Origin of the sequence: Streptomyces sp. NPDC001351 (assembly GCF_042896045.1) — a bacterium.
Classification (GTDB): Bacteria; Actinomycetota; Actinomycetes; order Streptomycetales; family Streptomycetaceae; genus Streptomyces.
Genome location: NZ_JBIAWS010000014.1, coordinates 35,589 through 49,474, shown reverse-complemented (window position 1 = coordinate 49,474; position 13,886 = coordinate 35,589). Strand labels below are relative to the sequence as shown.

At 68.6% G+C, this 13,886-nt stretch carries 14 protein-coding genes and 2 pseudogenes; 6 read left to right on the top strand and 10 right to left on the bottom strand.

Annotated elements, in window-relative coordinates; genetic code table 11:
- Positions 1-47 precede the first annotated feature (47 nt).
- On the bottom strand, positions 48-920 hold the full coding sequence (locus tag ACFY1U_RS38845) for an alpha/beta fold hydrolase (protein ID WP_390698746.1): 873 nt from the start codon (positions 918-920) through the stop codon (positions 48-50).
- Positions 921-1,349: 429 nt separating this feature from the next.
- On the opposite strand from ACFY1U_RS38845, the gene ACFY1U_RS38840 reads away from it, so the two are divergent.
- On the top strand, positions 1,350-1,952 hold the full coding sequence (locus tag ACFY1U_RS38840; protein WP_390698745.1) for a TetR family transcriptional regulator: 603 nt from the start codon (positions 1,350-1,352) through the stop codon (positions 1,950-1,952).
- Positions 1,953-2,226: 274 nt separating this feature from the next.
- Here ACFY1U_RS38840 and ACFY1U_RS38835 read toward each other — a convergent pair whose 3' ends face one another.
- Positions 2,227-2,799, bottom strand: coding sequence for a TetR/AcrR family transcriptional regulator (locus ACFY1U_RS38835; protein ID WP_055705492.1), 573 nt, complete (start codon positions 2,797-2,799; stop codon positions 2,227-2,229).
- Positions 2,800-2,916: 117 nt separating this feature from the next.
- Positions 2,917-3,384 (bottom strand): winged helix-turn-helix transcriptional regulator, encoded by a 468-nt coding sequence (locus tag ACFY1U_RS38830; protein ID WP_390698744.1) that lies wholly within the window; start codon positions 3,382-3,384, stop codon positions 2,917-2,919.
- Positions 3,385-3,476: 92 nt separating this feature from the next.
- On the opposite strand from ACFY1U_RS38830, the pseudogene ACFY1U_RS38825 reads away from it, so the two are divergent.
- Positions 3,477-3,980: pseudogene (locus ACFY1U_RS38825) on the top strand (PaaI family thioesterase).
- Between the two features lie 202 nt (positions 3,981-4,182).
- On the opposite strand, the gene ACFY1U_RS38820 reads toward ACFY1U_RS38825, so the two are convergent.
- Positions 4,183-5,250: an alkene reductase gene (locus ACFY1U_RS38820; RefSeq protein WP_362243929.1), complete on the bottom strand. Its 1,068-nt coding sequence runs from the start codon at positions 5,248-5,250 to the stop codon at positions 4,183-4,185.
- A gap of 650 nt (positions 5,251-5,900) precedes the next feature.
- Complete coding sequence (locus ACFY1U_RS38815; protein ID WP_390698743.1) at positions 5,901-6,170, bottom strand: hypothetical protein; 270 nt, start codon at positions 6,168-6,170, stop codon at positions 5,901-5,903.
- A 371-nt stretch (positions 6,171-6,541) separates the two neighbouring features.
- Here ACFY1U_RS38815 and ACFY1U_RS38810 point away from each other — a divergent pair, with 371 nt between their 5' ends.
- Complete coding sequence (locus tag ACFY1U_RS38810; RefSeq protein ID WP_067257740.1) at positions 6,542-6,970, top strand: ester cyclase; 429 nt, start codon at positions 6,542-6,544, stop codon at positions 6,968-6,970.
- A gap of 75 nt (positions 6,971-7,045) precedes the next feature.
- On the opposite strand, the gene ACFY1U_RS38805 is transcribed toward ACFY1U_RS38810, so the two are convergent.
- The 4 genes and pseudogenes from ACFY1U_RS38805 to ACFY1U_RS38790 form a co-directional block, all read right to left on the bottom strand.
- Complete coding sequence (locus ACFY1U_RS38805; protein ID WP_390698925.1) at positions 7,046-7,468, bottom strand: hypothetical protein; 423 nt, start codon at positions 7,466-7,468, stop codon at positions 7,046-7,048.
- Positions 7,468-7,850 (bottom strand): annotated as a pseudogene (locus ACFY1U_RS38800) (transposase); the annotation flags it as partial. The gene ACFY1U_RS38805 and the pseudogene ACFY1U_RS38800, both read right to left, overlap by 1 nt.
- A 160-nt stretch (positions 7,851-8,010) precedes the next feature.
- Positions 8,011-9,900: a propionyl-CoA synthetase gene (locus ACFY1U_RS38795; protein ID WP_390698742.1), complete on the bottom strand. Its 1,890-nt coding sequence runs from the start codon at positions 9,898-9,900 to the stop codon at positions 8,011-8,013.
- Positions 9,901-10,085: 185 nt separating this feature from the next.
- Complete coding sequence (locus ACFY1U_RS38790; protein WP_067257749.1) at positions 10,086-10,997, bottom strand: alpha/beta hydrolase; 912 nt, start codon at positions 10,995-10,997, stop codon at positions 10,086-10,088.
- A gap of 468 nt (positions 10,998-11,465) precedes the next feature.
- On the opposite strand from ACFY1U_RS38790, the gene ACFY1U_RS38785 reads away from it, so the two are divergent.
- From ACFY1U_RS38785 to ACFY1U_RS38775, 3 genes are all read left to right on the top strand, one after another.
- Positions 11,466-11,615, top strand: coding sequence for a hypothetical protein (locus ACFY1U_RS38785; RefSeq protein ID WP_362244096.1), 150 nt, complete (start codon positions 11,466-11,468; stop codon positions 11,613-11,615).
- Positions 11,612-11,836, top strand: a complete 225-nt coding sequence (locus tag ACFY1U_RS38780; RefSeq protein ID WP_232032683.1) for an iron-containing alcohol dehydrogenase — start codon at positions 11,612-11,614, stop codon at positions 11,834-11,836. The genes ACFY1U_RS38785 and ACFY1U_RS38780 overlap by 4 nt, the downstream gene beginning before the upstream one ends.
- Before the next feature lie 164 nt (positions 11,837-12,000).
- Positions 12,001-13,011 (top strand): enoyl-CoA hydratase/isomerase family protein, encoded by a 1,011-nt coding sequence (locus tag ACFY1U_RS38775; protein ID WP_390698741.1) that lies wholly within the window; start codon positions 12,001-12,003, stop codon positions 13,009-13,011.
- A 191-nt stretch (positions 13,012-13,202) separates the two neighbouring features.
- Here the strand turns inward: ACFY1U_RS38775 and ACFY1U_RS38770 are convergent, their stop codons facing one another.
- Positions 13,203-13,826, bottom strand: a complete 624-nt coding sequence (locus ACFY1U_RS38770) for a TetR/AcrR family transcriptional regulator (RefSeq protein ID WP_390698740.1) — start codon at positions 13,824-13,826, stop codon at positions 13,203-13,205.
- Positions 13,827-13,886 lie beyond the last annotated feature (60 nt).

Sequence of the window (13,886 nt, the reverse complement as noted above, 5' to 3'; positions counted from 1 at the left end):
GGCGTTGTGCGAGCGTGAAGGTGCGGGCAGCGCGGCTTGGCTCGGGCTCAAGACCCAAGGAACTCGAGTGCCCTTGCCACGAATTCATCGTGGTACTGGAAGATCCCCCCGTGTCCGGCATCCGGGTAGAGGGGCACGAGTTCACTCCTGGGCAGGCGGGCGGCCAGGTCGAGTGTGTTGTGGCTGGGCACCATGCGGTCGTTCTCGCCGTTTGCCACGAGCACCGGTTGGCGAATCTCCGACAGGTCCGACGGCGCCTGACGGCCCCATTGTCTGATGGCCTTCAGCTGGGCTCGGAACGCCGGCAATGAGATGTCCTTGTCGCGGTGGTGCGTGCGCTCCTTCAGCCGTTCCAGCAAGGCCCGTCCCGCCCGCCGACCGCCCTCGGTTTCGGTGAAGAAGAGGGAGAGCTTGGGATCCTGGCGGGTCAGGGCGCCCTTGAGCGTGGCCTGGAGGGTGAGCGCCGGGACCTTGTCGATGCCGGGGCCACCGGCAGGGCCTGTGCCCGCCAGGATGACCTTGCGGATGAGGTGAGGTTCTTGTTCCGCGATGACCTGTGCGATGAAGCCAACCATCGACAGGCCGAGCAGATCGACCTGGTCGAACCCGAGGGCTCGGATGAACAGCACCGCGTCGCGGGCCATCGCCTCGATCGTGTCCGGCGTGGAGCCGCTCGATCCGCCCACTCCGCGGTTGTCGAAGGCGATGACCCGGCGTCGTGCGGCGAGTCCGTCGACGACGCGCGGGTCCCAGTTGTCCAGGACCCCGGCCAGGTGAATCAGGAGGATCAGCGGTACGCCGTCCTCAGGGCCGAGTTCCCGGTAGGCGAAGTCCTCGCCGCGGACGGACACGGAGCGGGTCGGCGCGTTCTGGTACGACGACGAGGGCGAGGAGGACGGTGAATTCCGCGGTGTGTTCATGTCCAGGTCCTTCTGTAGCGAGTTTCAAGGACGGAGTTCTCTTCGCCGGCGCCCGATGCACTGCACCGACACTGTCGACCAGGTCACACAGTGGTGGGTACCGACCCATGTCATCCGGCTCGTTCTGATCACACCCGGCATCCGCCTCGCCGAGCGCTGAGGCGGCGCCAACCGAGGGACATTGGATTACACTCATAATACTGTGCATGAAGACGATGGATGGCAAGCGGGCCCCCGCAGTCGACCGCACTCCATGGTGCGCAAATGAACGCCCCCGAGTGAGGGGATACCGCTCCACCTGGCACGGCACCTCGCCGCCGAACGGGCGGCCGTCGGAGCCTCGAATCCATTGAAGTACGATCGAAATGTAAAATGATAAGAGTGCCCGCCAAGAGCAAGCAGCCTCTCCGACGAGCAAAGGAGCGCGCGGTGCGCTACGGGAAAGAGCACAAGCAGGCGACCCGGCAGCGGATCATCGAGGCGGCCGGTCGCCGGTTCAAGCGGGACGGCATCGACGGCTCGGGCATCTCAACCCTCATGACGGACGCGGGGCTGACCAACGGCGCCTTCTACACCCATTTCACGTCGAAAGACGACCTCGTGGCCACCGCGGTCTCCGACCAATTGCAGGCGCAGAACGCGAGGATCGTCGCGCAGGCGGCACCCGGGCGCGCAGGACTTGAGCAGATCGTGCGCCGGTACCTGTCCGCCCAGCATCGCGACAGCTCCGACGACGGCTGCCCCTCCGCCGCCCTGCTCGACGAAATCCGGCGCTGCACAGGCCCGACCAAGCAGGCTTACACCGACGGCGTACTGATGGTCATCGACGGCATCGCCGCCCGCCTGGCACCCGACGATCCCCTCTCGGCCCGCACCAAGGCGCTCGGCGCCTACGCGATGATGGCCGGGACGCTCCAGCTCTCCCGAGCCCTCACCGACCGGCAGCTTGCCGACGAACTGCTCGAACAGGGCATCCACAACGCCCTCGCCCTGCTGGGCGTGGAGCACGGGCACTCCAGCCCCGGGATGTGACACACCCGCACCCCTTGGATGGTTCCGACCCGGAACTCGGTCGACCTGGCGCGCGAGTGCCGAACGGCGAGTTGGTCCCTCTAGCCCGACGCCGGCCATGGCGGCATCTTCCAGTTCCACGGGCAGTTCGTGGAGACGGTTCTCGAGTTCCTCGAGCGGCAAAAGGCGTGCGGTGCGGTCGTAGTCCGGGCCGAGGGTGGTGCCTCAGGGGCGTGGCGCCCTTTGGGCGAGCGGCTCGAGGCGCCCGTTCACTGACGCGACCTCGCCTTCCGCCTCACCCCATGAACGCGAGAGCGTTCTCGATCCCCAGCTCAAGGACCTCATCGGCGCGCTTCCGGTCGGACAGGGCGCGGGACAGCTGCATCGTCCCCACCAGCATGGTGAACAGCCCGATGGCCTTGGCCTGAGCGGACCGCGGGTCCTCGGGTGTCAGGCGGGCGGAGATCTCCTCCAGGATGGCCCGCGCGCCGTCGCTGTAGGCCTGCCTGGTCCCGTCCTCGCAGCGGCCGATCTCGTCGAGAAGGGCGGCGGAGGGGCATCCGAGGCCGGGGTGGTCCCGGTGCTCGGGAGACAGGTACTCGCGGATGAGGTCCTCGAGTCCCGGGCGGCCGGGCCGCAGGGTGCTGTAACTCGCGACCTGCGTGTGCAGTTCTTCGGCCACGACATGGGCGACGAGGTCGTCCTTGGACGCGAAGTGGGCGTAGAAGGCTCCGTTGGTGAGCCCCGCGTCCGCCATCAGCGTGGAGATACCCGAGCCGTCGATGCCGTCCTGCTTGAACCGGTGGCCGGCCTTTTCGATGATGCGTCGCCGCGTCACCTGCTTGTGCTCCTTGGCGTAGCGCACCACGAGCTTTCTCCGTTCGCTCCGTAAGGCCATGCTTCGCACTCAAGGGTAATCCATGGCCTGACGCACGTGATATCATGACCGGCGACCCCATGACCGGCGACCCCATGACCGGCGTGCTCACGACCGGATGCGGGCACCGGGTCCGAGTCGGGCGGTGACTTCCGCGGGGCTGAGGGTGGAGTGCTCCGCGGAACACTCGACGACGACGCGGACCGGGGCGTCGCAGTCGGTGTGACGGATGTCCAGTACGGGCCCCTCGGGGCCGAGGGCGTACGCCTCGCCCCACTGGCTCAGCGCCATCAGGACAGGCCACAGATCCCAGCCCTTGCGGGTCAGGCGGTACTCGTTGCGGGAGCGGCTGCCCGGCTCCTGGTAGGGGACGGTCTTCAGGATGCCGGCCGCGATCAGCTTCCGGAGGCAGTCGCCGAGGACGGCTTCAGACAGGCCGATGTGGCGGTGGAAGTCGTCGAAGCGGCGGCCTCCGTTGACGGCGCCACGCAGGATCAGCAACGTCCATTTCTCTCCGACCACGTCGAGCGTGCGCTGGACGGGGCAGTTCTCCGTGCTCGCCTCAAGCCACTCCATCCCGCCAGCGTAAGGGTCTGGCTTCGGCATCGACTGTCAGGCGAGCGGGAAACTAGCTTCGTTTTCAAAAGTCAGATGGAAAGTGCCCGGTCGTGGGACGAACGCGTACGTATCAATGGGAAGATCCCGCGATCCTGGCGGAAGCAGCCGGACGCATGGCCGGCATCGACTTCCTGCGTGAGTTGCAGGCGGGGCGACTGCCGGCGCCGCCCATCAATTACTCCATCGACTTCACTCTGAGCGAGGTGGAGCCCGGCAGGGCGGTCTTCTCCCTGACGCCGGGTGAGGAGCACTACAACCCGATCGCCGGCGTGCACGGCGGCATCCACGCCACCCTGCTCGACTCGGCGGCTGGTTGCGCAGTCCAGTAGACCCTTCCGCAGGGCGTTGCGTACACCTCGCTCGACCTCACGGTGAAGTTCCTGCGACGGATCACCGTGGACACGGGCACGGTACGCGCCATCGGCACGGTGGTCAGCAAGGGCCGTCAAACCGCCCTGGCCCAGGCGCAGTTGGTCGACGGCACGGACCGTCTGCTCGCCCATGCCACCAGCAGCTGCATGCTCTTCCCGGTGCCACAACCCTCGCAGGGGTGAGCCTCGGCGGCGACCGGTATCGGTCCGGGCCGTGACGTCGCACTCCCTCGATCGCGGCGCAGAGCGCCGGGGTGTGAGGTGAAACCGCTGCGGCGCACGTCGGTCGCGGCCCGTAACTCCTCGGGCCGCCGGCCTCCGTGCGCCGCAGCTGTGTCGAGGCGCCCGAAGGTGGTGGTTCCCTCGGGCGCCGGGCTGCTCTTCGTCAGGCGGCGTGGGTGGGGTAGTCGGTGTAGCCGGCCGCGCCGCCGCCGTAGAAGGTGGCGGGGTCGGGGGTGTTCAGGGGGGCGCCGGCGCGTACGCGCTCGACGAGGTCGGGATTGGCGAGGGCCATGGTGCCGACGGTGACGACGTCGGCCAGACCGTCTTCGACGTCCTTGGCGCGGGCGGCGATGTCGGCACCGGCCCGGTTGAGGATCAGCGTGGTCGGCCACAACTTGCGGAGGGTGGAGAGGAGTTCCTCGTCGCCGCCGTGACCGATGTGCAGGTAGGCGAGGTTGAGGGGGGCGAGGGCGCGCAGGAGGTGCGGGTAGAGCTCGTGCGGGTCGCTCTCCGCGAGGTCGTTGAGCTTGAAGGGGTTGCCGGGAGAGATCCGGATGCCGGTGCGGCCGGCGCCGATCTCGTCGGCAACGGCCGTGGCGACCTCCACCGCGAAACGGATGCGGTTGTCGAGGGAGCCCCCGTACTGGTCGGTGCGCTGGTTGGTGCTGGGGAAGAGGAACTGGTTGACCAGGTAGCCGTTGGCCCCGTGGATCTCGACGCCGTCGGCGCCGGCCGCGATGGCGGCCGCGGCGGCGCGCCGGAAGTCGTCGACCGTCGCGGCGACCTCCTCGGTGGACAGTTCGCGCGGCTCCGGCATCTCCTGGAGCCCGGACGGGGTGAACGTCTGGCCGCCCGGCTTGATCGCGGAGGGTGCCACCGGCTGCCGGTGGTGGGGGGTGTTGTCCGGGTGGGAGATGCGCCCGGTGTGCATCAGCTGGATGACGATGCGTCCGCCGGCCTTGTGTACGGCGTCGGTGACCTTGCGCCAGCCGGCGATGTGATCCTCGGTGTAGATGCCCGGGGTCACCGGGTAGCCCTGGCCGTCGGCGGAGGGCTGGGTGCCCTCGGTGATGATGAGCGCGTGCGAGGCGCGCTGGGCGTAGTACTCGGCGTTCAGCTCGGTCGGCACGCCGTCCGGGGTGGCCCTGCTGCGGGTCAGGGGGGCCATGGCCAGCCGGTGCGGCAGGGCGATCTCTCCGACGACGGTCGGGTTCCACAGGGCGTTGAGCATGGGTCATTCCTCAGGTGGTGTGTGGTGGTGCCGAAAAGGGCGGGGGCGGACACCGCGTGGACGTGGACACCTGGCTCTTCTGCCTCCGGGTCCGAAGACGCACCCGCCCTGCGCCCGCCGGTCGAGTCGCAGTCGGCAGTGGCCTATCAAATTACGAACGTAATACTAAGCGGTCCGGGTGGGCTGTGGCAAGTGGGTCCCGGCAGGGGGTGCGAAGCCGCGCGGCGCAGCTCGCGCAAGGACCTCACGCCAGAGCGGTGGGAGTTCCGCAACGGAAGCTGGAACCGCCTGCTCCGCCTGGATGACCTTGTCCTTGCGGGTGTGCCGTGTGCTCCAGTATTCGGTGGGGTGGGCGACGAGGAGCAGGCCGCGGCCGCCGTCGTCGAGACCTGGGCGCGGCGCAGGTGCGGGGCGGTGCTGCTGGCGTCGGAGATTCGCTCGTCAGGGCGGACTGAAGGATCATCCGCAGTTTGACAGGGCTCTTGCCGTAGCGGATGGCGGTCGTCACCAGTTCGGTGACCACGAGTTCACAGACCGCGAGTTCGGGGGGTGAAGACCAGTTCCTCCAGCTCTCGGAGGGCGGTTCGTGAGGTGTTGTCCGTTTGCAGGTGAGGTTGGGGCAGGGCTGCTGGTCGCGGGGGCTTGGTCGGCTACGCCTTTCTGGTGAAGCTGCCGGCGTCGGCCTCGGTGAGGACGTCGAGCCTGACGAGGCGTTTCAGCTCGGCGCGGGTGCCATCGATGTTCTTCGGCAGCGGTTCGTGGTCGAGGGCTTCGCATGCATCACGGGCCCGGAGGGGGCCGGTGACCTCGTTGAAGACGGGGATGCGGGGGTAGTTCGGGTGCTCGGGCAGGTCGGGCGCGGCGGTCTGGGCCGGGAGACGGTCAGCGAGAGCAGTAATGGTCTTCCGGTTGATCGTCAAGTGTTCGTCATCGCCGACGCGGCGCTTTCTGCCGCACATGCTGCGCCCCGTTCTCCGCCGTGACGTTCACGGCTGACGGCGTGCCCCCCGTGCTCGACCGGTAGGCCGCCACACGATCACAGTCACCTCGGAACTTGCTTGCGGCCCCTCGGTCGCTCCGATAGCATTACGATCGTAAGGTAATGAGTGGTCGCCCTCGCCCTCCCCGTGATGACGCTCGTGACCGGCGGGGCCCGGGCTCGGAAGGGGCGGTCGCACTCGCGCACGTCGGAAACGTGCCAGACCCTGCTCGTCCAACCCGCCTGTTCGATCCGATTCCCCTGTCCGTCACCGGGGCGGAGCCGCTCCGTCCATCCACATTGGAGAAGCACATGTCTTCCTCGAACGCCGAGCCCCGAACGTCCGCCGCCGACTTGCACCGGCTTGCCGATGAGTACGTCAGGCGCGTCAACCTGCGCGACCTCGACGCCCTGTTCGCCCTGTACGCGCCGGACTTCCGCAACCACGCCGCCGATGGCACCACCACCGGCCTCGAGGAGGCCCGCGCGGTGCTTGCGTCGTTCCTCGACGCGGTCCCCGACTTCGCCGCCACACCGGTCCGTGTCATCGCCGAGGACGACTGGTTCGCGATCAGCTTCATCCTCACCGGCACGAACACCGGGTCCTTCAACGGCACTCCCGCCACCGGCCGATCGATCAAGGTGCTGGAGGTCCACATGTTCAAGGTGGCCGACGGAAAGCTCACCGACCACTGGGGCCTCATCGACCTGGCGACGCTCTTCGCCCAGTTGCAGTCCTGAGAGGGGTACGTGAGTTGATGCCTGCTTCCCCCTTTCGGGAGGGGCAGGCGGGCCGGTCGCAGCGTCGCCGGGCGGCTACGGCCGCGACTGGGTGAACGAACCCTGCCCGGTCTCGACCAGGATTCCGCGCTCGGTCAGCCGCTTGAGCTTCAGGCGGGTGTTGTTGATGGTGTTGGACGCGATCTCCATGTCCATCGCCTCGCACACCTGCCGCGCACGCAGCGGAGCGTCGGCCGCGGTGAATACGGCCAGGATCTGCTGGTAGGCCGGATGGTCGGGCAGCTTCGGCGCCGGCGGCGCGGGTGGCTGCGGATCGGGCAGCTCCAGCAGTGTCTTGCGGGTGATCCGGATCTCCTCAGCGGCCCTGCCGAGCTCGTCCAGCCGTGCGGTCAGCTGCTCGATCTGCTCTCCTGTCGTCTCGGCCAGCGCGGCGATCTCCCGTTCCCGCTCCTCCAGCCGGGCCAGCACCGCCCCGAGGGTCAGCTCCCCGCCGGTCATGTGCTGCGCCAGGCCGCGCTTGCGGCCCGGTACTTTTTTTGCCGCATCACACCCCGTCGACTCCGCGGGCACCCCGGCCGCCGCATGCATGCTCTGGGTGTCGAGCACCACCAGGCTCGGGTCCGATTTCGGCCGCGCAATCTCCCGCACCTGCCGGCGCAGCAGGTCGTGGATGGTCTGGTCGGTGCCGTCGTCGCGCCACTTGGCGAAGTTGGTACGTCACCGCGCCGCCCGGCGGCAGGTCGTGCGGAAGCAGGTCCCACTGGCGGCCGGTACGGCCCTGGTAGAGGAGTGAGTTGACGATCTCCCGCATCTCGTACCGTCCCTGGTGGCCGCTGACCGAACGGTGTGCGGCCTTCCACGCGACAATCACCGGCTCGATATCTCAGGTGGTCAGTTGATCGGATGCCTGGACGCGGGCCGTGGAGACGACTGCCAGGTTGCTGGGGAGACCCCAGGTCGCGTGATCGGCGTCAAAGGCTCCGGTGGGGCAGTCCGCCGGGCGCTACCGCCCACCGCAAGCCAGGGAAGGCCACAGCCGATCACGGGGTGTGACCGGCGCGGCGGAGAACAGGGCGCAGGGCCTCGATGACACCGGGGTCGTCCACGGTGGAGGGGATCGGTTCGTCGTGCCCGTCGGCGATGCCGCGCATCGTCTTGCGGAGGATCTTTCCCGAGCGGGTCTTGGGCAGGGCGGCCACGACCGTGACGTCCTTGAGGGAGGCGACGGCGCCGATGCGCTCGCGTACGAGCTGGACGAGTTCGGCCTCGACCTCGCCCGGTTCGCGGTCGCTGCCGGCTTTCAGGACGACGAAGCCGCGCGGGATCTGTCCCTTGAGTTCGTCGGCGACGCCTATGACGGCGCATTCGGCGACGTCGGGGTGGGCGGCCAGGGCCTCTTCCATGCTGCCGGTGGACAGCCGGTGTCCGGCGACATTGATGACATCGTCGGTGCGGCCCATGACGAAGACGTAGCCGTCGTCGTCGAGGTGGCCGCTGTCGCCGGTGAGGTAGTAGCCGTCGTAGGCGGAGAGGTAGGAGGCGACGTAGCGGTCGTCATCTTTCCAGAGCGTGGGGAGCGCGCCGGGCGGCAGGGGAAGCCTCACGACGATCGCGCCGTCGACGCCCGCGGGCACCGGCTTGCCCGAAGCGTCGAGGACACGGACGTCCCAGCCCGGCAGCGGGCGGGTCGGGGAGCCGGGCTTGAGGGGAGCGGCTTCGATGCCCACAGGGTTGGCGACGATGGGCCAGCCGGTCTCGGTCTGCCACCAGTGGTCGATCACCGGGACGCCCAGCAGGTCGCTCGCCCAGTGATAGGTCTCGGGGTCGAGGCGTTCACCGGCCAGGAAGAGATAGCGCAGGTGGGAGAGGTCGTAGCCGGCGGTGAGCGTCCCCTTCGGGTCCTCCTTCCTGATCGCCCGGAAGGCGGTGGGCGCCGTGAACATGGTCTTGACGCCGTACTCGGCGGCCACCCGCCAGAACTGGCCCGCGTCCGGGGTGCCGACCGGCTTGCCCTCGTACAGCACCGTGGTCGCGCCGACCAGCAAGGGCGCGTAGACGATGTACGAGTGCCCGACGACCCAGCCGACATCGGAGCCGGTGAACATGGTCTCGCCCGGGCCCACGTCGTACACGGCCCCCATCGACCAGTGGAGGGCGACCGCGTAGCCGCCGCAGTCACGCACGACTCCCTTGGGCTTTCCGGTGGTTCCGGAGGTGTAGAGGATGTAGAGGGGGTCGGTTGCGGGGACGGGAACACAGTCGGCCGGTGGCGCGGTAGCCACCAGGTCGGCCCAGTCGAGATCGTGAGGCCCCAACTCAGCCGTCTCCTGTGGGCGTTGCAGGATGACACTCTTCTGCGGCTTGTGGGCCGCGAGTTCGATCGCCTGGTCGAGCAGGGGCTTGTACGCGATGACGCGCTTGCCCTCGATGCCGCAGGAGGCGGAGACGACCACTTTGGGGGCGGCGTCGTCGATGCGAAGGGCGAGTTCGCGTGCGGCGAATCCGCCGAAGACGACGGAGTGGACCGCGCCGATGCGTGCGCAGGCCAGCATCGCGACGGCGGCCTCGGGGACCATCGGCATGTAGATGACCACGCGGTCGCCGTGTCCCACGCCGAGCTGTGCGAGTGCTCCGGCGAAGGCCGCCACCTCGTCCCTCAGCTGTTCGTAGGTGTAGGTGCGCCGGGTGCCCGTCACGGGGGAGTCGTGGACGAGCGCGGGTTGCTCGCCCCGGCCGGCTTCGATGTGCCGGTCGAGCGCGTTGAAGCAGACGTTGAGCCGTCCGTCGGGAAACCAGCGGTAGAAGGGCGCGCCCGAGGAGTCCAGAGCGCGTCGCGGAGCGACATCCCAGTCGACGCCCTCCGCCGCCTTCAGCCAGAAGCTCTCCGGGTCCTCGGTACTGGCGCGGAAGACATCTTCGTATGTTCCCATCGCGCACTCCTTTGTGGCATCAAGGGACGGTGATGTGGCTGGGTGCGGAACCGTGTCGGACACAGGCACCGCATGCCGGCCGACATGGTCTGGCAGGATGCCGGCGACCGGCGGGAACCGGTCACCGGCGTCGCGGTGGTGCGGCGGTCCGGCCGAAGGGCCGCTCCGCCCAGTGTGCCTTCAGCTCACGCGCCGAGGTGCTTGCGCAGCCATTGGCCCATCTGCTGGATCGCCTGGTCCACCTCGGGTACGCGCCCGGCGCCCAGGATGAACGAGTGCTGCCCTTCGGGCATCGGGTGGACCTCTGAGGTGACCTTGAAGTCCGCGAGGCGTCGGCCGAGTTCGGCGCCGTCGTCGGCGAGGGTCTCGTACTCGCCGTAGTGGACGGTCGTGGGCGGCAGGCCGGTCAGATCGGCGTTTGCGATGCTGATCGCGGGGTCGGTGAAGTCCACGGCGGGATCCTGCAGCCAGGCTCCTCGGAAGAGTTCGAGGGTGCTCCTGCTGAGCATCTTGTCGTTGTCCTCGTTCTCGTCCACCGACGCGTTCTGGATGGTGAGGTCGGTCCACGGCGAGACGCTGACGATCGCGCCCGGCGTCGCCTCGCCCTTCGCGAGTAGGCGCAGCGGGAGCATCACCGCGAGGGTGCCGCCGATCGAGTGGCCCGTGCTGCCGATGTTCCGCGGCTCGTAGCCCTGCGAGAGCAGCCACCGGTACGCCGTCTCGGCGTCGTCGAGCTGCGCCGGGTAGGGGTGTTCGGGTGCCAGGCGGAAGTCCACGACGAGGGAGCGGGCTCCGGCTGCCTTGGCGATGTGGCCTGCGGCCTTGCGGTCCGAGTGCATGGAGGCGGTGACGGATCCGCCGAAGTGGAAGTGGAGCAGTGCCTTGTCGGGGTCGGCGCCCTCGGGGATGGCCCAGAGGGCGGGGACGCCGCCCGCGTCCACCTCGGCGTACGTGACGCCTTCCGGCTCGGTCGACGCCTTGTGGTTCGAGTCCACGATGTCGCGGATGACGGCCAGGTCGAGACCGGGTGTCGACGACTTCGCGCTCACGCTCGCGAGGAACTCCGCGAACTCCTGTGCCTCTCGGCTTACGCCCATGGTGGTGCTCCTTCGCAGGTTGCTGCCACGCCCACGTCCCGCGTGCAGCCAGGTTGATGTGCTGGTCCTGACGCTACTGGCTGAGTATAAGAAAGTAAACCCAGAGGAGTAGGGGCACCTCTGGCTGCGGGCGCGGCGGCGCGGTGCGGGCGGCCGAGGGTGATCAACGCTCCAGAATCTCTGCCGTTGCGGATCAGCGGTCTGAGGTCCGACTGTCTGGGAGGAGCAGTCCCCCCGTCGCCTGGGCCGGTGCGGCGGAACGCCTGATGGTGATGCGTGAGGACGCCGGACTGCAGCCGTGTCTGTCTGCCGGGACCGTCCCGGATCCGACGACCGATTCGCTTGGCGCCGGCCTGCCTGTGGGGCGTACAGGGCGGCCGGATGCGGGACTACAAGGCTCCGCACACGAACCTCAGCATCACGACAGCGCCACGGACGAGAAGATGACTCTGTTCCGTACCGGCGTTCCTGTCGGTCGCCGTCGTCGACGCGCTCAGTCGTGCCGTCGAGGCGTACGTGAGCCGCAAGGCAAATCCGCTCTCCGGCGGCCTCGCGCTGAACGCTCTCGTCCGTGCCGGGGTAGATGGCGTGGGGCGAGTCGACCATGGCACGGCATGAGCCGCCCGATCGGCGCGCACTTCCACGTCGCTCATGGTCTGTCGAACGCGATGCTCCTCCCCGCGGTGACGGCGTTCTCCGTACCGGCCGCCGAGAGCCGGTACGCCGACTGCGCCCGCGCGTTCGGAGTTGCCGCCGACGGCGACGGCGATGCCCTGGCGGCCGGGAGGTTCGTGGAGGCGCTCCGCGACCTGTGCGAGGATCTTGACCTTCAGCCGTAGATCTGCAGGTAGAGGTCCTGGATCTCGTCCACGGTGGGCACAACGGGGTTGTTGGCAGGGGATCCGGACACGAGCGCCTGCTCAGCCATGAGGGGCGACAGTCGGCGACGGAGGAACGGTGATGGCACAACAGCCAGGTCCGCGCGGAGTACGAGATGAGACGCATGACTGACATTGCTGAGGGCGAGGTTCTCACCGATGTGCACCGGGGCGTCGGCCGGATCCTTCTGAACCGACCCAAGGCGCTCAACGCCCTGACGACAGGCATGGTCGCGGCCATTGACGGTGCGCTCGCCGCTTGGGAGCACACACCGCTGTCCGCTGTGGTGATCGCCAGCACCAGTGTGAAGGCCTTCTGCGCCGGCGGCGACATCCGCACGATCCGTGAGCACAGCCTCGCTGGGGATGCCGAGGCCAGTGAGCGGTTCTTCGCCTCCGAGTACCGGCTCAACGCCCGGATCGCTGAGTATCCCGTGCCGGTCGTGTCGCTCATCGACGGCATGTGCATGGGCGGTGGTCTCGGTCTGTCGGTCCACGGCACCTTCCGCGTCGTCACCGAGCGTGCGGTGCTGGCGATGCCCGAGACCGGGATCGGTTTCTTCCCCGACATCGGGGCCAGCTACTTTCTGCCGCGGCTGCCCGGCGCGATGGGCATGTACCTGGGACTGACCGGGCACCGTCTCGACGCTGCCGACGCCCTGTACGCGGGGCTGGCCACGCACTTCGTCCCCACGGACAGGCTCGGTGCGGTCGCAGACGCCCTGGCGGACAGCCCAGGCGCCCCGGTGGACGTCGTCCTGAACCGCCTTGCCGACCGTTCGCCGGTGGGGGCGAGCAGGCTGGCGGAGGTACGCGGGGAGATGGACTGGGCGTTCGGCGCGCCGACCCTCGGTGAGATCGAGAAACGCCTGCGTCACCTCGACACCGCCTGGGCGTCAGACGCGTTGATCGCCCTGGAGTCCGCCTCGCCGCAGAGCTTGGAGATCACTCACAACCTGCTGGCCCGGGGCAGACAGCAGACGTTGCGCGAGTGCCTTGCCGCCGAGCTCACTCTCACGCGCACGACCATCCGCACGCCGGACTTCCTGGAGGGCGTCCGAGCGGCCTTGGTCGACAAGGACCGCAGTCCCACCTGGGAACGTGAGGCGCAGGGCGGGCGGACGCCGCCGGCCTGACCGGGAGTGCAGGGTTAGTGGCTGCCCGTTGTCCGCACTGCCGCACTGCCGGACAGGTTGTTCTTGCCGAGTTGCGCGGCGCGGATCGCGGTGACGTGCCCGCGCTTCCGCCGCCGATGGTGACCACGCCGTAGCGCGTGCTCACGAAGTGCCCCCGTTCCGGGGACATGGTCGGCTCGTGGAGCGAGCGGTCATGCGGCGCGGATGTGCTGCGCCAGGGTGGCGTGGACCTGGTCGCGGATGTCGGCGAGCACGGCCTCGTCGCTGCGGTGCAGGCACACGGTGGCGGTGGTGCTGATGTGAATGATCGCGGTGATCACCCGCGCCAGCGTTGCCGCGTCGGCGGCGCCGATGTCCTCGTTGCGCGTGAGCAGGCCCGTGATGCCGTCCTCGACGCGGCCGGCAAGGGTCAGACCCACTTGCCGGTATGGCTCGGCCGGGTCGCCGAAGACAAGTTCGCGCAGATAGGTGCGGCCGTTCTCGAGGTGCTCCCGCACGCACTCCACCAGGGGGCGGATGAGAGCGATGACCCGCTCCAGCGCGCCCTGTCCTACGGCGGCGTCGGCGGCGGCGAGGCCGGAATCGACGGCGGCGGCGAACTTCTCGTTCTGCACCATGATCAGCAGCTCGGCCTTCGTGGACGCGTACAGGTAGAGCGTCCCGATGGCGACATCGGCCCGGCGGGCGACCTGCTGCGTCGTGACCCTGTCCACGCCGTGTTCGGCGAACAGCTCGCGGGCGGCGGTCATGATGCGCTCGCGCTTGTCCTGTTTGGCCCTCTCGCGGCGCCCGATCGGCATGTGATCGCTTCCCATGGGGACCCCCCTTGACAATAATTATGAGTGGACTCATAGTTGAGTGTACTCGGATTGACC